We start from the raw sequence: 25,074 nt of genomic DNA on the forward strand, positions 1-25,074 counted from the left end.
ATGGACCCACGACCCGCCACCCCCGAACCGGCCCGACAGCAGATGTCGCCGGTAGAGGCACGCAGCCGCCGGATCACCCCGGCGACCGTCTTCGCCACCCTGGGGGCACTGTTCCTCGCCCTGCAGGCATGGATCTTCATCCGCTGGGCCGCCGCGGGTGACGCCCACGCGGTGCCGTCCGCCCACGACAACATATCCGCTCCCCGCGAAGCGGCCGTCTGGGCGGTACAAGCCGTAGTCGTCCTGCTCGCGGCCGTCTACACCTGGATCGTCGTACGGCAATGCCGCCGCACCGGGCAGATCACCTTCGACGCCGCCCTGTTGCTGGGGTACGTCCTCGCATTCTGGCAGTCGCCTCTGTTCAACTACCGGGCTCTGTCGATCGTGGTGAACCGCCACACCGTCAACGTGGCAACCTGGGGCGAGCAGATCCCGGGCTGGCACAGCCCACCAGGCCAGCCGGAGACCCTTCTGGGCCTGAGCGGGCTCGGCTTCGTCGCCCTGATGACCTGGGTGTGGATCCAGGCATGGCTCACCATCCGCATCTCCCGGCGCTTCCCGCAGTGGGGCTGGGGGCGACTCCTCCCCGCCACGCTGGCCGCCGGATTCGTCGTCGACTGGGCAATCGAGGCCGTCTGGGGAAGCACAGGCTTCTTCTCGTACGCCACCCAGCCCACCGTCCTCACCCTGTTCGAGGGGCACTGGTACGGGATGCCGCTGCTGTACTACGCCGCGGTCACCCTGTTCATCTCCACCGGCGCCGTCGTGATCCGTCACCAGGCCCAGGCCCGCGGCACCGTCCCCTACATCTTCCGCGGAACGGAGCTCCTCACCGGCCGTGCCCCGGCCGCGGTCCGCCTCCTGGCGGGCATCGGACTGGCCAACATCCTGCTCCTCACCTACTTCGCTGTGACCCTCCTGATCAGCCACTTCCTCGGCGGTCCGATGCCGTCCGACACCCCCGGCTACATGTGGACGCCTTGATCTCATCTGGTAGTGCTTTGTTAGGTGGCTTGTCACATCGTGTAGTCGGTAGTTCTCCGGTCGTATGAGGGCTGGGGAGCTTGCGGTGTGGCGGGGTCGGTTGGAGGAGTTCGCGGCTGAGGTGTTCGCGCCCTTGGCCCGGTGTGATCAGCGGGTCAAGGGCGGACTGTATCTGCGGGGGCTGCTGCTGGACGGCCGGCGCAAGTCGATGCAGCCGATGGCCGAGCGGCTGCAAGTCGACCACCAGCGGTTGCAGCAGTTCATGACGTCCTCGACCTGGTCGGTCGGGGACGTGCGGGCCCGGCTGGCGCGGCGGGCGGTGCGGCCCGAGGTGTGGGCCGTGGACGACACCGGGTTCCCCAAGGACGGCCAGGCGTCGCCCGGGGTCGCCCGGCAGTACTCGGGCACCCTCGGCAAGGTCGGCAGCTGCCAGATCGGCGTCAGCGTCCACGCGCTCTCCGACACCGCTTCCTGCCCGAGTCATGGGACGGGCCGCAGGCGGCGTGCGGCCTGCCGGATCCCCGAGGACGAGCACCACCGGCCGAAATGGCGTCTGGCGCTGGACATGCTCGACGAGCTCGCGGACACCGCCTACGGCGCCAACGCCGACTTCCGTCACGGCCTGGAGGACCGCTTCCTGGCCTACGTACTGCAGGCCAAGGGCGAGATGACCGCCCACAGCGAGGACGCCGAACCGTACCAGCCGCCCTACGGAGGCCTCGGTCCGCGGCCACTGCCACTGCCACTGCCACTGCCACTGCCACGCTACCGCTCCCGCCCGATCTCCCTGCGCGAGCACGTTCTGGCCGCCGGACGCCGGGCCGGGCGGAGCGTGACCTGGCGCAAGGGCTCCAAAGCCGCGATGAGCTCGCACTTCGTCCTCCTGCGCATCCGGCTCGCCGGGCGGCGTCCCAGGCCGGCCCACGACGGCACGATCCCCCTCACCTGGCTGATCGCCCAGTGGCCGGAGAACGAGGCGGAACCGGTCAAGTACTGGATCTCGAACCTGCCCGCCGACATCCCCGCCAAGGACCTGGTCCGGCTGGCGAAGTCACGCTGGCGGATCGAACACGACTACCGCGAGCTGAAGACCCGCCTGGGCCTGGACCACTTCGAAGGCCGCTCCTACATCGGCCGGCACCGCCACGTCACCCTCGTCAGCGCCGCCCACCTGTTCCTCACCGAACAGCGGGCCCTCCCCAAAGCCCTGGCCAGGGCCTGACCTTCTACCAGGCCCTGGACCTCCTCCAACACCTCATCGCCACCTGGACCGGCACCTGCCCCACATGCCGACAACCCATCCCATGGCAGACCTCCGACACCACCTGACAAAGCACTACCAGCTGTCGCCAAACTCCCTTCTGTGCACCGATGTTGGGGTGAGTGCGGGGCCGCCGAGGTCAGGGGCACGGCAGCCCGGACGCGCGGCCCGGGCCTCGAAGCGGACCCGGGCGGTCGCCCTGGCCGTCCGGTCAGCCGGTGGACCCCGGGACCACCAGACCGGACTCGTACGCGATCACCACCGCGTGGGTCCGGTTCTGCGCGCCGAGCTTGAGCAGCACGTTCCCGACGTGCGTCTTCACCGTCTCCAGACTCACCCTGAGCGCGTTCGCGATCTCCGGGTTGGACAGACCGGTCGCCATCAGCCGCAGCACCTCCTCCTCCCGCCCCGTCAGCGCCGCCCCCGGCAACGCCTCGGCGGAACCCAGCGGACGGGCCGCGACCATCCGGCGCAGCGCCGCCGGGAAGAGGATCGCCTCTCCCGCCGCGACCACCCGTACCGCCTGTGCGATCTGGCGGACCGGGAGCCGTTTGAGTACGAATCCGCTGGCTCCCGCGCTGAGTGCGGCGGTGACGTAGCCGTCGTTCTCGAAGGTGGTGATCATCACGACCTTCGGCGGCTCGGCCGAGGCGGCCAGCAACTGCCGGGTGGCCTCGATCCCGTTGCAGCGCGGCATCCGCACGTCCATCAGGACCACGTCCGGCCGCAGCAGCCGCGCCCGCTCGACGGCCTCGACGCCGTCGGCGGCCTCCCCGACCACCGTGATCCCCGGCTGTGCCGCGAGCAGCATGCGCAGACCGCTGCGGGTCACCTCGTCGTCGTCCGCGATCAGGAGGGTCACGGGGGTGTCGGCAGGGTCGGTCATGCCGGCAACCGTATCGGCAGCCGGACCGCCAGCCGCCAGTGCCGCGGCCCGTCCGGGCCCGCCTCGATCTCACCGTGCAGCAGCCGCACCCGCTCGGCCAGCCCCGGCAGACCGTGCCCGGACGTCGGAAAGACACCCGCGCCCGTGCCCGTCCCCGCTCCGGTCCCGGTCCGGTTGACCACGCCGAGCTCCAGCCCGTCCGGCGCGACCGTCACCCGGACCTCGACCGGACCACCCGCCCCGTGCCGCAACGCGTTCGTCAGCCCCTCCTGCAGAATCCGGTACGCCGCCCGGGAGAGCGTCCCCCGCACCCGCGCCAGGTCGCCCGACAGCACCGGCTCCACCACCGCACCCGCGCACCGCAACCGGTCCAGCAACTCGGGCAGATCCTCCAGAGTCCGCGCCGGCGCCGTCCCCGGCTCCTCCTCACGCAGCACACCCAGCACATAGTCCAGGTCCTCCAACGCGGCCCGGGCCGACTCCTCGATACCACGCAGAGCCGCCCGCGCCGCCACCGGATCGACGGAAAGCACCTCACCCGCCACCGCCGCCTGAATCGTGGCCGCCGTCAGCGTATGCCCGATCGAATCGTGCAACTCACGCGCCAGCCGGTTGCGTTCGGCCAGCAGCAGCTCCCGCTCCGCCGCCAGCGCAAGCCGCTCCGCCGACGACGGACCCAACAACCCCGGCGCCAGCCACCGCAAAGCACCCGTCACCACCACACACACAACCGGCACCAGCACCAGACAGACGAGCGCCACCACCCAGCTCCAGACACCCGCCACCTGTACCGACCAGCCGGACCAGCTCACCCGTGCCTCACCGGAGGTCCAGCCCCCCGGCAGGGCCAGGCCCGCGCCGAGCAGCACCGTGCTCGCCAGGCCTCCCGTCCACCCCAGCGCCACCTGCAGCAGCAGCCAGAGCGGCGTCCGCCAGCGATCGGCACCGGACGGCACGGCAGGGGCCGACGCGGTGCCGGGTGAGCGCGCGGACCGACGCGCGGCCACCGGATCCGGCAACGGAACCCCCAGCAGCCGACGCGCGCCGACGATCAGCACCCGCCGCGTGGTGCGGGCCAGCCCGACCACGACGATCAGTGCCGCCCAGACCAACAGGGTCAGCACGAACCGAACCCCATAGGGAGCGGACCGCCACACCAGCGCCGGCAGCATGGCGAAAGGCAGCAGCGGCAGGCTCGCCAGCGCTCCGCAGTAGGCGAACAGCGCACCCGCGTACGTGGAGCCGCGCAGCAGCGGCCGGATTCCCCTGATCATGATCGTCAGTATGGCCGGGCAGCCCACCGGCGGCCTCCCCCGATCGAGGGAGCGTTACGGCCACCGTGAGCCCGGCCACCGCCGACACCTCCTTGATCATCAGATCCGCCGTCGACCGGACACTCCCCCTCGACGCCCGTTCAGGGCGACTCCGCGAGGTCACCCCATTCAGTCGGAATCCCGGTATCTGTGCGACAGGCCGGCCGGAGCTCTCCACGCCGCTGTGACCTGCGGGTTCACGCGATCACCCGGGCTTTGAACCCCTCCTGTTCACACGGTTGGCAGCGCGCGGAAAAGGTCGCTGGATGGCGAGGACGATCCCTGTCGCATAGAAATAGCCCCATGGGCGGCGATCCCCAAGAACCATTCCGGGGCCCGGCTCCCTCACCGTCTCCCGCCCGTACACGAGGGGGCGGAAGGGGCGGAATGCGCCGACGAACTCGTCGCACGACCACTGGAACCGCCTGTTGAGCCGTCGTCGGCAGATGAGTCCGCAGGCGGGCGGAACGAGCGACCGGCGGGATGCCGTTCGACCAGGGCGAGGAGCCGGATCTCGCTGCCATCGCTGATCAGGTGGTGCTTGCCACCGGTCCGGGCGGGCTGCGCAGGCATGCCCCCCTCCATGAAGCGCATGGCTACCCGGAGGCCTGTTCCACTGCATCACCTCGACAGAAAGGACTGTCCGTGCTGCATTCGATCTCAGCTGTCATTTTCCTCGGCCTTGTGTTCCTCGCACTTGTCCTCGTCCACCACCGGCCGGCCGTCGTATTCACTGGGATCGTTGGCGTACTCTTCGGTTTCGCATTGGCGACTTCCTCCCTTGCCCCCGCCATCGACAACGTCCTGTGTGTCATCTTGTCGGCTCTGGAGAACTTGTCGCGGTAGCGGCTGTCGGCGTACGCGCGAGGCCCCTCACGATTTCGTGAGGGGCCCTCCGCGTCCACGAACACCAGAACGGCCGGTCAACCCGACATCCCGTCGGACTGACCGGCCACATGGGGTCGGCTGACCTGACCCTATGAGGGCCGATCCCCCTCCCACTGGCCGCAGGCCGCTTCGACGCAGGGCCCGGCGAAGCGGAACCGTGCCTCCGGCGGGCGCAGGCCGGGGGCGGAGGCCCGGGGCGCACAGGCTGCTCGGGCACGTCGCCCCGGCCCGGGCCGCATCGGTCTCGGCGGTGCCCACCACTCCCCCGGCGCCATCACGATCCCGATCGGACCCGGCCGCCGCACCAACGCGTCCACCGCGTCGTGCGGTGAGCCGGCGTTGCCGAACGGCGCCTCACGCGGCGGCGGCGCGAGGTCGAGCCCCGCGACCTCGTCGAGGACGGCCCTGCGCACCGCGTCCCCGATCCTCTCCAGCACATCCCATCGACGACGCTGCCACCGGGGCCCCGGACCGGGCGACCGCTGCTGACCGATTGGAGTGAGATGGTCCGCACCGGGCCCGCTGCCTGGTCGTTTCGGGGGTACGTCGGCGCGCCACCCCTCGCAGGTCTGTGCACGCTTGTCTGGGATCCGGAAGCCGCGAGCGGCATCGCCCGAAGCGACCCGCCGGCCCCGACCCACCACCGCACCGACGGGAGCACAGCATGACCGGGACCCCCGAGCCCTTCGACGACACCGCCGGGCTGCCACCCCTGCCGGGCTGCGCCGAGAACGCGGCCGGCGCACTGAAGCAGATGTTCGTGGACCTGACCCAGGGCGTGCGGATGGCCCGCGGCCAGGACCCCGTCAAGCGGCCGGTGTTCCTCAAACCGCACGGCGTGGCCCGTGGCACGCTCACGGTCGCCGACGACCTGCCGGCGGACCTGCGCGTCGGGTTCCTGGAGAGCACCCGCACCCAGGCCGGCGGCCTGTCCGCCTGGGTGCGGTTCTCCAGCGACACCGTGCCCGGCAGTCCCGACCTGATGACCACCCTCGGCATCGGCATCAAGCTGTTCGGTGTGCCCGGCCCGAAGCTGCTGGAGGGCTACGCCGAGGCCGGCACCCAGGACCTGCTGCTGCAGAACTTCGACGTCTTCTTCGTCGACACCGCCCAGGACATGTGCGAGTTCACCAAGGCCGGTGTCATCGACGGCAGTTACGACAAGTACCTGGAAGCCCATCCGGTCACCCGCGAAATCCTCGACGCGATGGCCAAGTTCGAGCCGAGCGTGCTGACCGCCACCTACTGGGGTGTGCTCCCCTACGCCTTCGGACCGGATCGTTTCGTCAAGTACAAGCTGGTGCCCGCCGGTTGCGAGACCGGCGACCCGGCGGCGACTCCGCCCGACGAGAACCCCACCTACCTCGGTGCCGACCTGGTCCACCGGCTCAAGGCCGGTCCGGCGGCCTTCGACCTGATGCTCCAGTTCCGCACCGACGACGAGAAGATGCCGCTGGACCGGGCGACCGTGCGGTGGGAGGAGTCCGAGAGCGCCCCCGTGAAGGTGGCCCGGCTGACCCTCCAGCAGCAGGACGTCACGGCCCGCGGCCAGGCCGCGTACGGTGAGAACCTCGCCCTCAACCCGTGGCACGGTCTCGCCGAGCACACCCCGGTGGGCAGCATCGCCGAGGTGCGCAGGACGGTGTACCTGGCCTCGGCCGAACAGCGCCGCGACGTGAACGGCGTCCCGACGGCCGAGCCCGGCCCCGCCCGTCCGCAGATCACCCCGCCGGCGGCCCGCGACACCCGGATCGTCCGGGCCGCCGTGCACCCGGCCATCGGCGTGGCCCGGGTCGGCGACAGCACGATGGACGACTTCGTCCTCGCCCCCGAGGTCGACGATCCGGCCCCGCTGCCCGCCGGGAGCTACAAGGACGTCACCGGCGCCCTGAAGCGCCAGGCCGTCCGGTTCCGGGTCTACGGTTACAACGCCGCCGGCCAGCCGGTCGCCGAACTGACCGCCGACAACGCCGACCTGCGCTGGACCGTGCACGTCGCCAACTCGAAGGCGGCCTGGTACCAGTTCCAGATCGCCCTCGACATCCCGGAGGCGAACCAGTCCGACGCCAGCAACCTGCGCAACCCCAAGATCCAGGCCGACCAGCGCAAGGACCTCCTGGTCATCGACCCCGGCCCCCGTTCGGTGCGCGGCCGCGACCGCTCCGACAAGCCCGAGTACCGCTTCGACACCGGCACCTTCATGGGCAAACCCGTCTACCTCGGGGAACTGCGCACCGACGACAGCGGCCGGCTGATCTTCCTCGGCGGCCACGGCGTCTCGGCCTCGTCGACCGGCACCCCCGCCGACACCTTCGCCAACAACGACGGCTGGTACGACGACACCTCCGACGGCCCGGTCACCGCCGAGGTGAGCATCGACGGACGGCCGATCCCGGTCGAGCCGGGCTGGGTGGTGACCGCGCCCCCCAACTACGCGCCCGAACTCGCCTCGGTACGCACGATGTACGACCTGGTGCGCGACTCCTTCTTCAGCGCCGGGCAGCTCCCCGAGCCGCAGCAGGTCTCGTTCACCCGTGACGTGCTGCCCGTGCTGCGCCGGCTGTCCGGCCTGCAGTGGGTCAACAAGGGCCTGGCCACCCAGTTCGGCTTCGGCGGCCGCGAGTTCCTCCTCGACCCCGCCCGGGTCGCCGCGCTGGCCGACCCCTCGCCCGTCCAGCGGGAACTGCGCCGGCAGATCTGGCTCGCCGTCCGCGACTACGACCGCGACGGCATGTCACCGGTGCCCTGGCCGCCGGTCTACGGCGACGCGATGAACCTGCCGCCCCAGTCCGTGCGCCAGCACATGACGCTCTCCGCGTTGCAGTACCGCCTCCTGCAGCGCTGGGCCCGCGGGGACTTCGTCGACGACTACGACCCGACGGCCGCGCCGCCCGCCACCCTCGACGACGTCCCGTTCGCCGAACAGCCCGGGACCCTCGACCGGGCGGCCCTGTCGTTCTGCCTCGCCGACGCCTTCCACCCGGGCTGCGAGCTGACCTGGCCGATGCGCCACATCACCCTGTACAGCGGCCCGTTCCGGGTGCGGCACCGCGACCCGGCGGCGCCTCCCCCGCCCGACTACGGCCAGACCCTGACGCCGGAGCTCGCGCTCTCCCTCGACGGCCCGCTGCACGCCCAGGGCCCGGGCGACCTGACCCGGTGGATGGCGGTGCCGTGGCAGACCGACACGGCGAGCTGCCGGTCGGGCTACGAGTACGGCGTCTCGCTCGGCTTCGGCCCGTACGACCCGTACCTGCCCACCTTCTGGCCGGCCCGGGTGCCCAACCACGTGCTCGCCGAGGAGGACTACGACGTGGTGATGGACACCTCCCGCCCGATCGCCGATCGCCTGGCCGCGTTCCAGAACCGGCGGACCTGGCTCCGCTGGCTGCCCCGCGACTACACGGCCGCCATCAACGCGATGGTGCAGGACTTCGGCAGGCTCGGGGTGGTCGAGCGTCGGCCCGGCCCCAGCGACGATCCCCGTCTCCCGGCGGAGGTCCTGGTGGAGTCCGAGGTGAGCTTCCCCGCCGAGCCCGCCCCGCCGGCCGGGCGCAACCTGGTCACCGTGCACGTGGACCGCGGCGCGGACCCCGTCCTGGGCGCGGCCGCGCTGGCCACCGCGGCCACCATGGCGGACGCTCCCGACGAGGAGGTCTCGGCCGGGTTCATCGACAAGGTCAAGCGCCTGCGGCCCAGCCGGTGAACCCTCGCCCGCCGGTTCGCGTGCGCCCGTCCGGCCCCGTCGACGCCGTCGACGCCGTCGTGGCGGGCGGCGGTCCGGCGGGCGCCGTGGCGGCGCTCGTCCTGGCCCGGGCCGGCCACCGCGTCGTGCTCCTGGACGACGGCGGCCACTCCCCGCCACGCGCCGCGCCCCCCGCCCGGCCCGCGTTCAAGATCGGGGAGTTCCTGCCGCCCGCCGCCCGGCCGCTGCTCGGCGGCCTCGGGCTGCTGGACGCCTTCCTGGCGTCCGGTCACCCCGTCTCCACCGGCACGTACGCCGCCTGGGGGTCGGAAGCGCTGCACGGCCGCAGCCACCTGTTCGACCCGTACGGGCACGGCTGGCACCTCGACCGGCTCCGCTTCGACGCCTTCCTGCGGGACACGGCCGTCGCGGCCGGCGCCGAACTGCGGCAGGCCACCGCACTGGAGCGGATCGACGACCGCCTGATCGTCCGCGAGCGGACCACCGGCGCCGTGGCGGAGCTGTCCGTCCGCTGGACGGTCGACGCGACCGGCCGACGCTGCGTCATCGGCCGACGCGGCGGCCACCGCCGACGGCAGGACCGGCTCGTCGCCGCGTACGCCGTGTTCCCCGACCGCCACCCGTCGGGCCCGGCGCAGCCGGCCGGCCCGGAGGGCCCGGGGGACGCCGAGGCCCGCACCCTGGTGGAGGCGGCGCCGCACGGCTGGTGGTACACCACCCGGATCCCGGCCGGGCGCCTGGTCGCCCATCTGACCGACGCCGACCTCGCCGACCCGTCCCTGCGGACCCCGCAGGGCTTCTGGCACGCACTCAGTCGCACCGTCCACGTCCGGCGCCGCCTGACCGGACACGGTCCGGCCGCGACGCCCGTGCCGCGCTGGACGCCGGCCCACGGCCTGCGGCTCACCCCGGCGGCCGGGCCCGGCTGGGTGGCGGCCGGGGACGCCGCCCTCGCCTTCGACCCGCTCTCCTCGCAGGGCATCCTCACCGCACTGCACACCGGTGCCCGCGCCGGACGGGCCGTGGCCGACTGCCTCGCCGACGGGGAACGGACGAGGGCATCGCTCGCCGACTACACGGCGTTCCTGGACGGCATCGCGGCGGCCTACCGAAGGAATCATGCGTACGCGTACGGCCAGGAGCGGCGTTGGCCTCTGAGTCCCTTCTGGGGTCGCCGCCGAACGGCGGACAGCCCTGCGGCGGCATAGCCTGAAAGGGCCGGAACGCTCCTCCAAGGGGTCAGTCATGACTACTCAGACGCTCGCCGTACTGGACGCCACGGAGGTCACCCAGGCCATTCAGGACCTCCAGCACAGCGTTACCCTGATCGCCGGCAAGGTCACCGTGATCCGCGCCTACGTGAGCGGCGCGAGCGGCCCCGCCACCGGCGTGAACGGCACCGTGACCCTGCTCCGGTCGCCCACCGATCCCCCGATCACCGTTTCCTCAGCCAATACCGTTTCCCTCGATCCGGCCACGCCCAAGGACCTGCCCACCCGTCGGGCCGACGCAAGTCTGAGCCTCAACTTCGTCGTGCCGAGCGTGCTGACGGCCGAAGGGGCACTCAGCGCGAGTTCGATCTCCCTGACCGACACCATGACGGGTGCCGACGTCCCGTTCAACGGGTCGTCCGGCGGCCCGACCGTGTGGTTCCACACGTCCCCGCCGCTCCGGGTGCGGGTCCTGGGGCTGCGCTACACCATGGCCGCCGCCGGGAACCCCCCGGTCACCTACACCCCGCGGGACATGGACCACACCTTCCTGATCAGCTGGCTCAGGCGCGCCTACCCGGTGGCCGACGTCGTCGAAGCACCACACGCCGTCATCGACGTCACGGCCACCCCGCCGTTCCAGTGCACCGACACCAACGCCCAGATCGCCGCCATCCGCGCGCTCGACATCAGCGCCGGCGGTGACCGGCGCACCCACTACATCGGCCAGGCGGCCGACGGCGGGTTCTTCATGCGCGGATGCGCCTCCGGGGTGCCCGACACACCCGATCCCACCACCGTCGCCTCGTCGCCGTGCGGTGCGGCCACCTGGGGCTGGGACTTCGACGGCACGTACGCCGACTGGTACGGCGGGCACGAACTCGGCCACACCTACGGCCGCAAGCACCCGGGATTCTGCGGTGAATCGAAGGACGACCTGCAGAACTACCCGTTCCAGAACGGACAGCTGGCCGACGACGCGAACAGCTTCGCCGGATTCGACGTGGGCGACCCCCAGCTGAATCTGCCGATGGCCGCCAAGCCAGGGGTGCCCTGGCACGATGTCATGACCTACTGCAACCTCCAGTGGCCCTGCAGCTACACCTACGAGGGCATCCGCCGGCGCCTGCTGGCCGAGGACTCCCTCGCAGCCGGCGCCCCGGCGCCCACCCCGGTGGCTCCGCTCCGCGAGGCCGCCCACGAACTGAGAGTCACCACGCGGAGCGGTGGCCGCCCCGACGACCGGTTCCCGAAACTCTCGGTGACCACCGTGCCGGCCCCGATACCGGCGGCCGACGAAGCGGCACGGGGAGCGGCACCCGACGCCGGGCAACTCGTCAGCGTGGTCGGGACGGTCAACCTCACCCAGCGTGCCGGTGCCATCCGCTTCGTCAACCCGGTGTCGGCGGCGGCCCAGCAACCGGCCCGGCCGGCCCCGGCCGGACAGGCCGAACAGCCGGACGGCGCCGGCCCGGACGGAGGGGTCCCGGTGGTCCTGCGGATCCAGCAGGCCGGCGGCGCACCGCCGCAGGACTTCCCGGTCACGGTCAAGCTGTCGTCGGACCCGGAACCGGGGCAGGATCGCACCGGCCTGGTCGACGCGGTCCTCCCGGTGGGGACCGACCCGGCGTCCGTCGAACTGCTCGTCGGCGGACAGGTCGTGGACACCTTCCGCCCCGGAGCCCCGCCCCCGGTCCTGCGCGGCGCCCGTCCGACGACGGCACAGGACGGGAACGTCGGGCTTGATCTGGACTTCGGCCCGGTACCGCAGGACGGTCAGACCTTTGCGACCCAGGTCAGCACTGATGGGGGACGGACCTGGCAGACCGTCGGGGTCGGCCTGAAGAACCCGACGATCACGATCGACCGAAGCCAGTTCTCTCCGGGGACACAGGTTCAGGTGAGGGTCATTTCGACCAACGGCTTCACGAGCTCGACATCGGACATCCAGAGCTTCCAGGTGTGAAGTGAAGGAGTTGCAGGAAGCGACGGAAAACAACGAGGCCGGTCAACCGTGGGGTTGACCGGCCTCATCTGTTCGTGGCCAACCGACGCAATCCTCCACCAGCAGCAATCCACCGGCGCTCCCGTCTGCGTTCCCGGCCGGATGGAGATCATTTCCCGGACGCCGCTCACCGTTCGGACGCTCACCCGCGGCTGGCTGCTCGCCCGGAGCAGCCCCTTCGCTCTCCTGAGCCGGCCGCCGCGGTGAGCTTCCCGTGGCAGGAGCGCCGAATCAGCCGGTCAGGGTGTCCTTCAGCCAGGGGGCGATCACGGCCATCGCCTCGTCGAAGCGCGAGATGGCGCAGTGGCCGGTGTCCGGGATCAGTTCGACCCGGGTGTCCCGGCGGCCCTCGAACACCAGGGTGTCGTCCTGGGGGACGTGGACGTCCTCGGCGCCGTTGACCACCAGCATCGGCCCGTTGGCGTCCTGGTCCAGCAGCGGGCGCAGGTCGAATGCCGCGAAGGCCTCGTCGAGCTCAGCCCTGGTCGGCACGGCGTCGAAGCCCAGGGCGTTGCCGACGATGCCGTCCATGCCGAAGGCGAAACCGCGACCGGGAGCGAAGGAGCGCTCCACCGGGCCGCCGAGCACCACGGAGGCGTCCACCGCCCCGGTCAGTCCGGTCCGGGCGGAGTAGTAGCCGCCCATCGAGATGCCGAAGTGGCCGACCTTCCCGTTGCCGGCCGCGCGGGCGAAGCCGACCAGTGCGGCGATCACCTCGGCCCCGGCGTCCGGGGTCATCGGCAGGTGTGCGGTCTCGCCGGTGCCGGGGAGGTCGAACAGCAGCAGCCGCGCCGGCAGGGTGAACGCGAGCTGCTCCCACATGCCGTGCAGGTCGGTCTTCCAGGAGTCCACGCCGCCGCTGGCGAGGACGACCGGGGCGTCGGCGGGCAGGCCGGGGGCGGCCATCAGGTGGACCGGCAAGGTGGCGTCGCCGCCGCGGTAGGGGACGGTGAGCGTGCGGCGCTCGAACTCCACCGGGAAGCCGGGGGCGGCGAGCACGTACTGCTCGACCTGGCGGGCGAGCGCGGTGCGCTTCGGGTCGTCGGCGAGCGAGGGGAACTTGGCCCAGCCGTACGCCTGCGCGGCCAGGCGGTGGCGCCCGGCCTCGGCGTGGCGGGCGGCGAGGGCGGACCACTCGTACACCCAGCCGCCGGGCCGGTCGGGCCACATCTCGGTGACGGCGGCGCGGACCGCGTCCACCTCGTCGGCGGGCAGGCCGAGGGCCATCTGCGGGTAACGCTCGACGAACAGGTCCTGCGGGTCCAGGGGCCAGGTGAAGGACATGGTGGTGCCTCCTGTCGCACTTAAAGCCGGAATTCCTGCGTTAACGACTATGCGCCCGGGCGACGCCTAACGCAAGCATCCTTGCGTTAATGTGGTGGCCGAGGTGATCCGCATGACCGAAGAAGAGCCGGAACCGATCCGCCGCCGCCCGGGCGGCCGTGCCGCCCGCGTGCGCCAGGCCGTTCTGGCGGCCGCCGCGGAGCTGCTGGCCGAGGAGGGCGTCGACCGGCTCAGCATCGCCGGGGTGGCGGCGCGCGCAGGGGTCAACGAGACCACGGTGTACCGGCGTTGGGGCACCCGGGAGAAGCTCGTGCTGGATGCCATGCTCACCGGCAGCAACGAGGGCATCCCCGTCCCCGACACCGGAGCCGTCCGCACCGACCTGGCCGCCTTCGCCCGCGCGCTGGCCCAGTACCTCGCCACCCCGACCGGCCGCTCCGTCGCCCGGGCGGCCGTACTCAGTTCCGACGACCCCGACCTCGCCGAGGCCTGGCAGACCTTCTGGCAGTCCCGCCTCGACCAGGCCGGCGCCATCGTCGACCGGGCCGTCGCACGCGGGGAACTCCCCACGGACACCGACACGGCCCTGGCCCTGGAACTGCTCTGCGCCCCGCTCCAGACCCGCGCCCTGCTCGGCCACCGCCCGATCGAGCCCGACCTGCCGGAGCGCCTGACGGACATGGTCCTGGACGGACTGAGGGGGAAGAGCCAGGCCCTCCACTCGTTCGGGCGCAGCTGACCGCCCTTCGGTTTCCGGCCTTCCCCTCGAGTCCATGATCCGCCCGGATGGCGCCCCATCGGACGTCCCGACCCTCCAGGAAAGGCACAGTTCGCACGACCACAGAGGGCGGAAAGCCGATCGCGGCGATCACCGACCTCGCCCGGCCGGCCGCGGCGCAGGCCCTTGATGCGGCAGGGAGACAGAACGGCCGGTCGGCCCGACCGCAAGGAGAACCTGCGGAGCCCGCCCCGGCCCACCCAGCGCGAAGGCGTGGCACACAGTGAAGATCTGCATACGCACCGTATGATTCGGCCCAGTCGATTCCGCCCGGGTGGAGCGCAGGCACCGCCCCGAACGGGACCCCGCCGTCCGCAAGGAGGAGCACGATGCCGAAGCCCACGGCCACGATCACGGCGAAAGCCAAGGACAAGACGGTCGAACGGATCAAGCGGTTTCTGGAACTCGGCGACTACGACGTCAAGGTGACGATCGATCCGAACGCGACGGACACCGTGGTGACGGTCGGCACGACGACTCTCAAAAACCCCACGCCGGCCCAGCTCGCGGCGACGATGGATCTGCTGCTTCCCAAGAAGAGTTCGACGTACGACCTCGTCGTGATCGGGGGAGGCCCGGCCGGCCTGGCCGCAGCCATCAACGCCCGCAGCCTCTACGACCTCACCACGCTCATCATCGAGCAGTACGCCCCCGGCGGAACGGCCGCCACGGCGGTCAACCAGATCGACAACTACCTCGGGTTCGATGAGGGGATCGACGCCGGCGACCTGTGCCACAGGGCCGTCCTCCAGGCGAAGAAGTTCGAGGCGCAGTGGCTTCCCGGCTACGGCGTGACGGCCTTCAAGCCCAGCGACGATCCGAAGACGAAGAAGCACGAGATCACCGCGACGAACTCGGACGCCCCCCACGACGCCGTGACGGTGAGCGCCTCACTGGTCCTGCTCGCCACCGGCGTCATCCCGCGCAAGCTGACCCAGCCCACCGCCGCCGCCTTCGAGGACGAGGGCATCTACTACTACGCCCTGCCCGCGGACGCGGAGGGCGTGACGGCGAAGGACACGATCATGGTCATCGGCGGCGGCGACTCGGCCGGACGGGCCGCGCTCATGTTCTCCGGCAAGGGCGCCAAGGTTGTCATGCTGATCCGCGACACCTTGACCAAAACGATGCTCAAGGTGATCTCCGACAAGATCAAGGCCGACAAGAACATCACCGTCGTGGAGAACACCGAGGCCACCGAGTTCGACGCCATCAAGACCCCGCCGCCGGACAACCCGAACGCGAAACTGACGGTGGTCGCCAAGGCCAAGTCGTACGCCGTCACCGCCGTCTACGCCCTCATCAGTGCCGACCCCCAGACCAAGTGGATCGAGGACGCGGGCATCACCGTCGTCCGCAAGAACGAGACGGACAAGTACGGACTCGTCGCCACCGGCCTGGACATCTTCCTCGACGCCATCAAGAAGGGGACGTTCAAATACGAGGAGCACAAGAAGGACCTCGAGAACGTGACCGACATGGCCACCAACAAACCCGGCGTCTTCGCGGCCGGAGACGTCCGCTACCGCGCCGAACGCCGCATCGCCACCGCCGCGGGCGAGGGCACGGAGGCCGCCCTGGCCATGCACAACTACCTGAAGGCCAACCCCAAGGTCCTCGACGCCGAGGCAGGCCGGGCGGCCCCCTACTACTACCTGGCCTGACCCCCGGCGCACACCCGGGCCGTGCCCGGCCGCCACCATCCGCCACACCCCACCTGAACAGCGAAAACGCGGATCGCCCCTCACGGTGTCGTGAGGGGCGATCCGCGTCTCCTGACGTCAAAACGGCCGGGCAAACCGACATGGTGTCGGTTTGACCGGCCGCATTGGGTCGGTTGACCTTTTGTGCGCGAGGGGGGAGTTGAACCCCCACGCCCTTTCGGGCACTGGAACCTGAATCCAGCGCGTCTGCCTATTCCGCCACCCGCGCATCTGGGTGATGGGGTAAATCGTAGCCCATCCACGGGGGTGCTCCGGACCAGGCCGGAAGGGTCAGGGGGCGATGCGCTCGACGATCCAGTCGATCAGGGCGCCGGAGATGTGGCCGTGCTCGTTGTTGTCGGTGTCGAGGGCGTAGTCGTCCAGGTGGCTCTTCCCGCTGTCGGGCGTGGGGACGGGAGCCTTCAGGTCGACGTCCCACTTCGCCGGGTCGTAGTCCAGCGCCACCGCGCTGACGGCCGGGACGAAGGCGCCGCTGCGGTAGTCGTCGGCGATCTTCGCCTTGAGCGCGTCCGCGACCAGGCCGAAGGTGCCCATCGTGCCGCCGGGCGCGTTGTCCAGCGCCGGGACCTCGGTGGTGGTGCTGCGACGCACCGCCAGGCCGAGGTGCATGCCGCCGATCTTCTGCTTCTCGCCCTTGTCCGGCTGGAACCGGGCGGTGGCGCTGGCGATCAGGGCCTGCCAGTCGAAGGCGACCTCGCCCGTCGGCAGCGGAAGGCCGACGCCGTCGCCCCGGCCGTTGGCGACGCCGAGCTTGAGCGGGCGCTGCGGGAAGTTGCCGATGCTCTGGAAGTCCCGCAGGAAGTCGTCCCGCAGTTCGCTGGACCGCGCGGCCACCGGGCCCTCGTACTTGGAGTTCTCCACCCAGGCCCAGAGCAGCTGCTGCGCGGCGGGGCTCCGGATCAGATCGGCCTGCTTGGCCCCATCGGGCCCGGCCGGGGTGAAGTCCTCGAAGAAGTAGGCCATCTGCTGGAGGATCAGCGGGATCCAGGCGCCGTTGTGCGGCGAGTCGTACGAGAGGTACGTCGCGGTCTGGTGGTCGACCTGCTGGGACTCCAGCTTGGCGAGCGCGTAGCGGGTGACGATCCCGCCCATGCTCACCCCGCCGACGGTCAGCGGCGTGTCGCTCTTGCGCTCCTCGATCGCCCTGAGGATGGCGCTGATCGCGACCTCGGCGTTGGCCTGGATGTGGGTGTGCCGCTCCTCGAAGCCGAGCAGGATCACGTCGATGCCACGGCGCAGCAGCTGGTCGAGGAAGCCCGGCTTGCCGGCCTCGTACTCCTGGTTGAAGTGCGCGAACAGCCCGGGCAGGTCGCTCGGGCCGTAGCTGAAGCCGTCCGAGAAGATGAACGGCCGGCTGAGGCCGAACTTCGGGTTGGCGTAGTAGACCGCGGCCTGGCCCTTCGCGACCTGGCCCTCGTAGGGCGAGGCACCGGTCAGGTCCCACACCACGTCGGGCTGCCGTCCATCGGCGGGGGCGGTCAACGCCGTGGTGAACCAGATCCCCGGCGTCAGCTGGGCGGTCGCCTCCGCCAGCTCCGCCCGGGAGGGCTCCGCCTGGCCCTCCAGGAGGGTGAGGGCGACATCGACCCTGGGTTCCTGTGCCATGAACTACCACCTCTGTTGATCGAACAGGGATCATCCGTGCACGCTGGGCGACGCTAACTGCTCGACTACTCACAGCACCAGCCCAAAACGCAGAGTGATCGAAAATGTTTGGTCAGGATCGCCAGGCGATCAGAAACGGTCAGCCAGGCGGGGAAAAGGAGGGCGGACGCGGGCCACCCCTCGCCAACGAGCCGACCGGGCACCGGGGTTGCCGCCCACGCACGGCCGGGATCGGCGAGTTCGCCCGGGCGCGCCCGCACCCGGGCCCACGGACCCCGCCTTCGGACGCACGCAGAGTGTGATCACTGTGTGACGAAGCGGGGTTGGCGATCGATCACCTGGGGTAGTGCCCGCACGACAGACCGCAATCGGCGCGAGAGGAACCAGCATGGGCGATCAGCCGCAGGCACCGTACGACGAGGCCGACCTCATCTTCCACAACGGTGAGATCGTGACGGTGGCCGAGCCGCCCACCGCCGAGGCCGTGGCGGTGAAGAACGGCATCATCGTCTTCGTCGGCGACCACGCCGCGGCCCTCGACCGCTGGCGCGGTCCCGCCACGCAGGTGCGTGATCTCGAAGGCCGGGCGCTGCTCCCGGGGTTCATCGACGCGCACGGCCACCTCGGGGGCATCGGCCTCCAGGCCACCATCGCCAATCTGCTGGCCGACCCGGACGGCGACGTCACCGACATCGCCTCGCTCCAGCAGAAGCTGCGGGACTGGGCGGACACACCGGTCGGGCGTGCCTCGGAGTGGATCGTCGGCTTCGGCTACGACGACGCCATGCTGGAAGAGGGTGCGCACCCCACCCGGGACGACCTGGACGAGGTGTCCACCGAGCGGCCGGTGCTGGCGATCCACCAGTCCTTCCACCTGGGGGCGGTGAACAGCCTGGGGCTGGCAGCGCTCGGCTACACCCCCGACAGCGACGACCCCGACGGCGGCGTCATCCGCCGCCGGGAGGACGTCGAAGCCCCTCCGCACGGCGAGCCGAACGGGGTGCTGGAGGAGACGGCCTTCTCCCCCGCCTCGGCGGCGGCGATGGCGGGCCTGCCGGAGTCCGCGCGGCTCGGCCTGTTCGGCAAGGGGGCGGAGTCGGCGGCCTCGTTCGGCTTCACGACGGTCCAGGAGGGCGGCACCACCCTGGAGAACCTGGACATCCTGCGGGCGATCGCCGCCGCCGTGCCGTTCGAGATCGACGTCGTCGCCTACGCGCGGGCCGACGAGGCCACGGCGGCGGTGCTGAACCGGGACGCGATCGGGGACCCGGTCGAGGCAGGCCCGAAGTACGTCAACGGTGTGCGGGCCGCAGGCGTGAAGATGTACCTGGACGGCTCCCCGCAGGGCCGCACCGCCTGGCTCACCAAGCCGTACGCGAAGCCCCCGGCGGGCAAGCCGGACGACTACCGCGGCTACCCCGCCATCAAGGACGACGCCGTCGTCCTGACCCAGGTGCGGACGGCGTACGAGCACGGCTGGCAGGTGCTCGCGCACGTCAACGGGGACGCCTCGATCGACCAGTTCATCGGCGCGGTCAGGGCCGCCACCGAGGAGGCCGGGCCCGGCGACCGGCGGACGGTCGCGATCCACGCCCAGACCGCCCGCCATGACCAGATCAACGACTTCGCCCTGCTCGGCATCATCCCGTCGTTCTTCTCCATGCACACCTACTACTGGGGCGACTGGTACCGGAAGACCGTCCTCGGCGAGGAGCGCGCCGCGAACATCTCCCCGGCCCGCTGGGCGCTGGAGCGCCGCATGATCTACACCTCGCACCACGACGCCCCGGTGGCGCTGCCCAACTCGATCGCCATCCTGTCCAGCCAGGTCACCCGCCGCACCCGCACCGACAAGGTCGTCCTCGGCCCGGACCAGTGCGTGTCGGCCCTGGACGCCGTCCGGTCGATCACCATCAACGCCGCCCACCAGTACTTCGAGCAGGACACCAAGGGCAGCATCGAGGTCGGCAAACTCGCCGACCTGGTCATCCTCAGCGCCAACCCCGTGACGGTCGCCCCGGAGGAGATCCAGCACATCAAGGTCGCCGAGACCATCAAGGCCGGCCGGACGATCCACCCGGCGATCGCCTCCCGCACCGTCCCCCACGGCGCCGTCCGGACTCCCCCGGTCGACTACCAGTGGCACTGCAACTGCTGACCCGCCCCGGGACGGTCGGAGGCCGGCAGCCACCGCAACCGGCGGCTGCCGGCCTCCGAACACTCACCGACGACGATCCGCGATGGCGCGTCGGCCGACCTGCCGACGCGCCATCGATGCGCTGTGCGACTCAGGGCAGCAAGGTGAGAACGGCGCAATGCGCGGGCTTCACGACCGTGAAGTGCCGACGATCCAACGTCGCCACCCGATCCACGCCCAGCCGCTCGGCAAGGTCCGCCGGACCATCGATGATTCCCGCAAGGGACAGCAGCCGGTCGGAGTGCCCGGCCTCCGCCTCCCGAGTCTCGTCCTCCGCGGTCAGGCCCTCCGCCACCGGCGCCAGTTCCTCGTCCTGCGTGACGAGCGGCATCAATCGCCGCACCTGGGCCGGGGTCATCCGATCCACCAGGTGGTGCATGTCCTCGCAGTCGTGCGCAACGCTCACATCGGCAGTCCAGTTCTTCACACCCTCGGCGGCCACGCGATCACGCTGAGTTTCCACCTCGACGCCTGGGCGAACCCTGAGCCAAGGTTTCGAATCCCGTCGACACCCCTCCACGCCGATGGTGTACTTGACCAATGCCTTTCCCATCCAAAGCAATTGGGGTGCATCCATGTTCCGCAGCACCGGCCCGCGCGACTTCCGCATCCCGTCCTCCCGCGAGGTGGCCGAGGATTTCGGCGAGCCGATCGCCGTCCTGCGGCAGCCTCCGGGCGAGTGGTTCACGCTGCTGGGGCGGCAGAATTCCAACGGGTTCCTCTGCCACCTCGACGTCAACTACCACGTGAACAAGGACCTGGTCGCGATCGTCCAGACCTCACGGCCCGTGCCCGAGAGTCACCGGGTGAAGTCGCTGACCACACCCGAGACCCAGCTCCAGGTCTTCCTCGCCAACTCGGATCGGCTCGGGCCAGGTCCGTACCGGGGCCGCGTCATCACTCCGGACTCCCGGCGCACCGAGGTCCGGCTGGACGGGGTCGCCGTCGCCGTCGACGCGTACTCCGCCGAAGGCTGCACCAGCGCCCGGCTCCCGCACGGCGCCGGGTACCTCATCGTCACCGCGCCCGACGAGCACTGGGCGCTCGCCTCCGACCTCGCCCTCCGCCCGCCCGCCGCGTTCTAACCGGCCTCCCGTCCCCGGAAGGTCCGCCGGTACTCGCGCGGGGCGACGCCGACCCGTGCCACGAAGGCGGGCCGCAGGGACACCGCCGAGCCGAAGCCGCAGCGGACGGCGATGGCGTCCACCGGCAGGTCGGTCTCCTCCAGCAGCCGCTGCGCCGCCAGGACCCGCTGCTCCAGCAGCCACCGCAGCGGGGTGGTGCCGGTGGTCTCGCCGAAGCGGCGGGCGAAGGAGCGCTCCGACATCAGCGCCAGCCCGGCCATCCGGCGGACGCTCCACGGGGTGTCCAGCGAGCCCAGGATCTCCGTGCGGGCCCGGGCCAGCGTGTCGTCGCCGCGGCCGGCGTCCTCCGGCACCGGGGAGGGGATGAACTGGGCCTGGCCGCCGGGCCGGAACGGCGCGGTGACCATCGCACGGGCGATCGCGGCGGCGGCCTGCTGGCCGTGCGCGGCGCGGACCAGGTGCAGACAGAGGTCGATACCGGCCGCCACTCCGGCGGAGGTCCACAGGTCGCCCCCGCCGGTGAACAGCACCTCGGGGTGGACGTCCACGGCCGGGAAGCGGCGGGCGAGTTCGGGCGCGAGGGCCCAGTGGGTGGTGGCGGTACGGCCCTCCAGCAGCCCGGCCTCGGCGAGGACGAACGCGCCCGCGCAGAGCGAGGCGATCGACACGCCCCGTTCGTGTGCGGCCCGCAGCGCCGCCAGGACCGCCGGATCGCGCGGCTCCGTCGGGTTCTCCAGCCCGGGCACGACGATCAGATCGCAGTCCAGCAGGGCGTCCAGCCCGAAGTCCGGCACCCGCTCCAGGCCGCCCCCGAGCCGCACCCGGGCGCCGTCCGGTCCGCACACCCGCAGCTCGAAATGGGGCAGCCCGGGCCGGGTGACCCGGTTCGACCACACCTCCCCGATCACCGCGTAGTCGAACGGCCGGACACCATCGAAGATCAGACAACCCACCCTGCGCATGGCAGAAATCTAGCGGCGGCCGACCCCTGGGGCCCGGAACCAACACGTGCCCGGCCGGTGGGACCGGACCGCGCACCCTGGCAGAAATCTATCGATACCTGGCACCACGACCCATCACGGACGGTACGCGTCGCGTTGCAGGATGGAGCCATGACCAACACCAGCGCGCTCGACGCGCCACTGACCATTGACACCGACTCCGTCCTCGTCCTGATCGACGTTCAGAAGGGTTTCGAGGACTACGCGTTCTGGGGCACCCGCGACAACCCGGAGGCCGAGCAGCGGATCGGCGAGCTGGTCTCCGCATGGGAGAGCACCGGACGACCGATCGTGGTGGTGCAGCACGCGTCGCAGGTCGGACCGCTGGTGCCGGGGACTTCCGGGTTCGAGCTCAAGGACGTGGTCGCGGGCGTGCGCGCGGACCTGCACATCACCAAGCCGGTCAACAGCGCCTTCTACGGCACGCCGGACCTGCACGCCTGGCTCCAGCAGCGGGGCGCACGGCAGGTGGTGATCACCGGGATCATGACGAACGTGTGCAACGAGACCACCGCACGGATGGCCGGCAACCTCGGCTACGACACCGTCTTCCCGGCCGACGCCATGCACACCTTCGACATGGCCGGCCCGGACGGCGCGACCGTCCCGGCCGCCGAACTCGCCCGCGCCACCGGGGCGGTGCTGCACGCGATGCGGTTCGCCAAGGTCACCACCACCGAGGCCGTGGTGGCGGCGGCCCAGTCGGCCGCCGTGATCAGCTGATCAGCCACTCAGTCGCTCATGGACCGTCCCCTCCACCGCGTCGAGTAGCACGACGTCCCGGCCGGGACCGGTGGCCACCTCGTAAAGGCGGGCCAACGCCTCGACCTTGGTGGGGAGTTCAAGCCAGAGCGCGGCGGCCGCCGCCGCCCGGAACATCGTCAGCGCCAACCCCGACCCGACAACGCGACCGCTCCTGGGGGGACGGCCGCGCTGAACCGCGGCACAGGGTGAGGAACTGACATACAACCAGCTCCTTCGCGGCACGGAAGCGGCACGGCCCGGCAGAGGGCTAGGCTTTTCGCACCACCCGAACGGCCCTCTGAAGCCGCGGCGCAGACACGCCCAGGCCGGACAGCACTCCAACCGGGGCCGTGAGCGCGCGAAAGGGCACTTGGTGTCTCTGCTCGACCTTGACTCGGCCCCGGCCAGAGCCGTCACCGAGGCCGCTTCCTCCCGCCTCGACGTTCGACTCTCCGGATGCGCGGCGGCGCATCCGGCCGGGCGGCATGCCGGACACAGCCCGATGGAGGTGCCCTGGTGGTAGGCGCCCCCCTGTCGCCGGGCGGTCACCCGAAGAAGGAGATTCGGGAGGCGTTGGAAAAGTGGGTGGCCCAAGGCTGGGCTCTCCACCAGGACGGACACTGGGGCAGGCTTTACTGCCCGTGCGCGGCCCGGTGCACCACGATCCCGATCAGCAGCACCCCGAGGAATGCCGGAAACGAAGCCAAGCGGATCAACCGTACGGCCGCCCGCTGCCCACTGCCGCCCGAGGCCGCCAACCGAAGCCTGACAGGGTTGCCCCGCAACTAGTCACACAGCGAAATGTCCACTTTATGGCTATTTAACCGTTGACGAACGACAACACTTCTGCCATCGTGAGGATGTCGAGCAGAAGGGGGACGCCATGGAGTACGAGTTCACCTTCGTTGTCGCCGGTGTCGATGTAGACGACGATTCGGCGGTTGAAACCCTCCGCGAGCAGATGGATGCAATGCTGGCCCGCGCGGGCGGCTTGAATTTGTTGACGGTCGCCTTTGACGGCGCCACTGCTGTCCAGGCCGCACTCGGTGCGGTGTCGGTGGCACACGCGACACTTCCCCAGCTTCGGGTGCTGAGGCTCGACCGAGATCTCGTGGGCATCCACGAGATTGCCGACCGGACCGACCGGACCCGCCAGAACGTGGCCCAGTGGATCAACGGAAGCCGCAAGTCGGGAGGCACCCCCTTCCCCCCTCCGGAAGGTACGGCGGGCCGCTCCCAGGTCTGGCTGTGGACCGAGGTCAATCAGTGGCTGGCCCAGCACGGCCTGGCCGATGACATCGCCTACCCGACACGGGAAGAGATGACCGAGATCGACTTCGCCGTCGCGAACTCGATGTCCCTGAACTTCCGCGCGGCGTCGGACGACCCGTCATTCAATCTGGCGCGGGATGCCGTGATCGAACGTCTCCGGTCGAACGACATCACCGGTTTCATGAACTTCCTCTCCAGCATCGACGGTGGCGCAGGATCCGGTGAGCACGACCTGATCGTGGCGGCCGCCGACGAGCCCGCGCGTCATGTCATGGAACGCATCGGACGGATCGGCCACCAGTCGATCCTGGTAACGATGATCGACAACAGCCTTGTGGCATCCGTGATGTCGCCGCGGCTACCGGCCCGCCCGGTCAGCGTCGTCCCCGTACCGCACGGAACCACGGTCCGCACGTGGATGGAGTTGCTTCGGGAGCATCCGCACGCCGCCTTCGCCCCGGTGGCGGAGGACGAAGAGCCGGGCGGGGCATCAGGGGCGATTCAGCGGGTTCTCTCCATCGCGGCCTGAGCGCTTCGCGGGCCGCTGCCGCCCCCGCCGGCAGCGGTCGGTGCCCGGCCCAAGCCCTAGCGACCGACCGAACCGTCCAGCTGTTCGCGGAGGATGTCGGCGTGGCCGGCGTGCCGGCCGGTCTCCTCGATCATGTGGACGAGCAGCCAGCGCATCGACGGGGCTTCGGCGTCGGGGCGCAGCGAGCGCACGCCGGGGTGGTCGAGGTCGGTGGCCGCGGCGGCGATCACCTCGTTGGCCCGGGCGATCGCGGCCCGGTAGGCGGCGACCGATCCGGCCACCGTCTCGTCGCCGGGCGAGGGCGCGTCGTCGTCCCAGGGTTCGACGTCCGCGCCCCGGTAGGCCCAGACGAACCAGTTGAGTTCGACGGCGGTGAGGTGCCGCACCAGCCAGAGCAGGCTGGTGCCGGAGGCGACGCCGGGCCGCCGGGCGTCCTCGTCGGAGAGCCCCGCGGTCTTGCCGATGACGGCCTCGCGCAGGTAGTCGAGAAAGGTGAGCAGGGTGGTCGGCTCGTCGGCGTTGAGCCCGGGCGGGCGGACGTCGCGGCCCACGGACGGTGTGGTCTTCCCGTTCACTCGTACCCCCCTGAATCGCTCCGGCC

The 25,074-nt window shown here is 71.0% G+C and carries 20 protein-coding genes and 1 tRNA gene; 12 read left to right on the top strand and 9 right to left on the bottom strand.

Annotated elements, in window-relative coordinates; genetic code table 11:
- Window positions 1–984: a spirocyclase AveC family protein gene (locus ACIO5D_RS26590; protein WP_400655871.1), complete on the top strand. Its 984-nt coding sequence runs from the start codon at window positions 1–3 to the stop codon at window positions 982–984.
- A 64-nt stretch (window positions 985–1,048) separates the two neighbouring features.
- On the top strand, window positions 1,049–2,206 hold the full coding sequence (locus tag ACIO5D_RS26595; RefSeq protein ID WP_400798204.1) for an IS701 family transposase: 1,158 nt from the start codon (window positions 1,049–1,051) through the stop codon (window positions 2,204–2,206).
- A 250-nt stretch (window positions 2,207–2,456) separates the two neighbouring features.
- Here ACIO5D_RS26595 and ACIO5D_RS26600 read toward each other — a convergent pair whose 3' ends face one another.
- Window positions 2,457–3,131, bottom strand: a complete 675-nt coding sequence (locus tag ACIO5D_RS26600; RefSeq protein WP_400655867.1) for a response regulator — start codon at window positions 3,129–3,131, stop codon at window positions 2,457–2,459.
- Window positions 3,128–4,405 carry a sensor histidine kinase gene (locus ACIO5D_RS26605; protein ID WP_400655865.1) on the bottom strand — a complete coding sequence of 426 codons (1,278 nt, stop codon included), beginning with the start codon at window positions 4,403–4,405 and terminating at the stop codon, window positions 3,128–3,130. The genes ACIO5D_RS26600 and ACIO5D_RS26605 overlap by 4 nt, the downstream gene beginning before the upstream one ends.
- A 522-nt stretch (window positions 4,406–4,927) precedes the next feature.
- On the opposite strand from ACIO5D_RS26605, the gene ACIO5D_RS26610 reads away from it, so the two are divergent.
- From ACIO5D_RS26610 to ACIO5D_RS26625, 4 genes are all read left to right on the top strand, one after another.
- Window positions 4,928–5,290, top strand: a complete 363-nt coding sequence (locus ACIO5D_RS26610; protein ID WP_400655862.1) for a hypothetical protein — start codon at window positions 4,928–4,930, stop codon at window positions 5,288–5,290.
- 706 nt (window positions 5,291–5,996) lie between these two features.
- On the top strand, window positions 5,997–9,038 hold the full coding sequence (locus tag ACIO5D_RS26615) for a LodA/GoxA family CTQ-dependent oxidase (protein WP_400655861.1): 3,042 nt from the start codon (window positions 5,997–5,999) through the stop codon (window positions 9,036–9,038).
- A gap of 20 nt (window positions 9,039–9,058) precedes the next feature.
- Window positions 9,059–10,246 (top strand): tryptophan 7-halogenase, encoded by a 1,188-nt coding sequence (locus ACIO5D_RS26620; RefSeq protein WP_400798207.1) that lies wholly within the window; start codon window positions 9,059–9,061, stop codon window positions 10,244–10,246.
- A 37-nt stretch (window positions 10,247–10,283) separates the two neighbouring features.
- Entirely contained in the window at window positions 10,284–12,215 is a 1,932-nt protein-coding gene (locus ACIO5D_RS26625; RefSeq protein WP_400798210.1) for a hypothetical protein, read from the top strand.
- Between the two features lie 270 nt (window positions 12,216–12,485).
- Here the strand turns inward: ACIO5D_RS26625 and ACIO5D_RS26630 are convergent, their stop codons facing one another.
- The gene (locus ACIO5D_RS26630) at window positions 12,486–13,538 is read right to left on the bottom strand and encodes an alpha/beta hydrolase (RefSeq protein ID WP_363608059.1); all 1,053 of its coding nucleotides are present in this window, start codon (window positions 13,536–13,538) and stop codon (window positions 12,486–12,488) included.
- 112 nt (window positions 13,539–13,650) lie between these two features.
- On the opposite strand from ACIO5D_RS26630, the gene ACIO5D_RS26635 reads away from it, so the two are divergent.
- Together ACIO5D_RS26635 and ACIO5D_RS26640 are read left to right on the top strand one after the other, a co-directional pair.
- Complete coding sequence (locus ACIO5D_RS26635; RefSeq protein WP_363608060.1) at window positions 13,651–14,277, top strand: TetR/AcrR family transcriptional regulator; 627 nt, start codon at window positions 13,651–13,653, stop codon at window positions 14,275–14,277.
- A 368-nt stretch (window positions 14,278–14,645) separates the two neighbouring features.
- Window positions 14,646–15,980 (top strand): NAD(P)/FAD-dependent oxidoreductase, encoded by a 1,335-nt coding sequence (locus ACIO5D_RS26640; protein ID WP_400798213.1) that lies wholly within the window; start codon window positions 14,646–14,648, stop codon window positions 15,978–15,980.
- A 184-nt stretch (window positions 15,981–16,164) separates the two neighbouring features.
- Here ACIO5D_RS26640 and ACIO5D_RS26645 read toward each other — a convergent pair.
- Window positions 16,165–16,248, bottom strand: a tRNA-Leu gene (locus ACIO5D_RS26645).
- A 62-nt stretch (window positions 16,249–16,310) separates the two neighbouring features.
- Window positions 16,311–17,645: a hypothetical protein gene (locus ACIO5D_RS26650; RefSeq protein WP_400655845.1), complete on the bottom strand. Its 1,335-nt coding sequence runs from the start codon at window positions 17,643–17,645 to the stop codon at window positions 16,311–16,313.
- Between the two features lie 388 nt (window positions 17,646–18,033).
- Here ACIO5D_RS26650 and ACIO5D_RS26655 point away from each other — a divergent pair, with 388 nt between their 5' ends.
- Window positions 18,034–19,803 (top strand): amidohydrolase, encoded by a 1,770-nt coding sequence (locus tag ACIO5D_RS26655; RefSeq protein WP_400798216.1) that lies wholly within the window; start codon window positions 18,034–18,036, stop codon window positions 19,801–19,803.
- A gap of 130 nt (window positions 19,804–19,933) precedes the next feature.
- Here ACIO5D_RS26655 and ACIO5D_RS26660 read toward each other — a convergent pair whose 3' ends face one another.
- A complete protein-coding gene (locus ACIO5D_RS26660; RefSeq protein WP_400798219.1) occupies window positions 19,934–20,383 on the bottom strand; it encodes a hypothetical protein in 450 nt (149 codons plus the stop codon).
- Window positions 20,384–20,417: 34 nt separating this feature from the next.
- On the opposite strand from ACIO5D_RS26660, the gene ACIO5D_RS26665 reads away from it, so the two are divergent.
- Window positions 20,418–20,927, top strand: a complete 510-nt coding sequence (locus ACIO5D_RS26665; RefSeq protein WP_400655837.1) for a hypothetical protein — start codon at window positions 20,418–20,420, stop codon at window positions 20,925–20,927.
- Here the strand turns inward: ACIO5D_RS26665 and ACIO5D_RS26670 are convergent.
- Window positions 20,924–21,889, bottom strand: coding sequence for a GlxA family transcriptional regulator (locus ACIO5D_RS26670; protein ID WP_400798222.1), 966 nt, complete (start codon window positions 21,887–21,889; stop codon window positions 20,924–20,926). The two genes, ACIO5D_RS26665 and ACIO5D_RS26670, sit on opposite strands and share 4 nt — an antisense overlap.
- 150 nt (window positions 21,890–22,039) lie before the next feature.
- On the opposite strand from ACIO5D_RS26670, the gene ACIO5D_RS26675 reads away from it, so the two are divergent.
- Complete coding sequence (locus ACIO5D_RS26675) at window positions 22,040–22,651, top strand: cysteine hydrolase family protein (protein ID WP_400798225.1); 612 nt, start codon at window positions 22,040–22,042, stop codon at window positions 22,649–22,651.
- Here ACIO5D_RS26675 and ACIO5D_RS26680 read toward each other — a convergent pair whose 3' ends face one another.
- Window positions 22,652–22,819 carry a hypothetical protein gene (locus ACIO5D_RS26680; RefSeq protein WP_400798228.1) on the bottom strand — a complete coding sequence of 56 codons (168 nt, stop codon included), beginning with the start codon at window positions 22,817–22,819 and terminating at the stop codon, window positions 22,652–22,654.
- A gap of 736 nt (window positions 22,820–23,555) precedes the next feature.
- Between ACIO5D_RS26680 and ACIO5D_RS26685 the strand changes: the two genes are divergently transcribed.
- Entirely contained in the window at window positions 23,556–24,473 is a 918-nt protein-coding gene (locus ACIO5D_RS26685) for a helix-turn-helix transcriptional regulator (RefSeq protein ID WP_400655830.1), read from the top strand.
- A gap of 56 nt (window positions 24,474–24,529) precedes the next feature.
- Here ACIO5D_RS26685 and ACIO5D_RS26690 read toward each other — a convergent pair whose 3' ends face one another.
- Window positions 24,530–25,048, bottom strand: coding sequence for a DinB family protein (locus tag ACIO5D_RS26690; protein ID WP_400655828.1), 519 nt, complete (start codon window positions 25,046–25,048; stop codon window positions 24,530–24,532).
- Window positions 25,049–25,074: the final 26 nt, after the last annotated feature.

The organism is Kitasatospora sp. NPDC087315, assembly GCF_044744345.1.
Taxonomy (GTDB): Bacteria; Actinomycetota; Actinomycetes; order Streptomycetales; family Streptomycetaceae; genus Kitasatospora.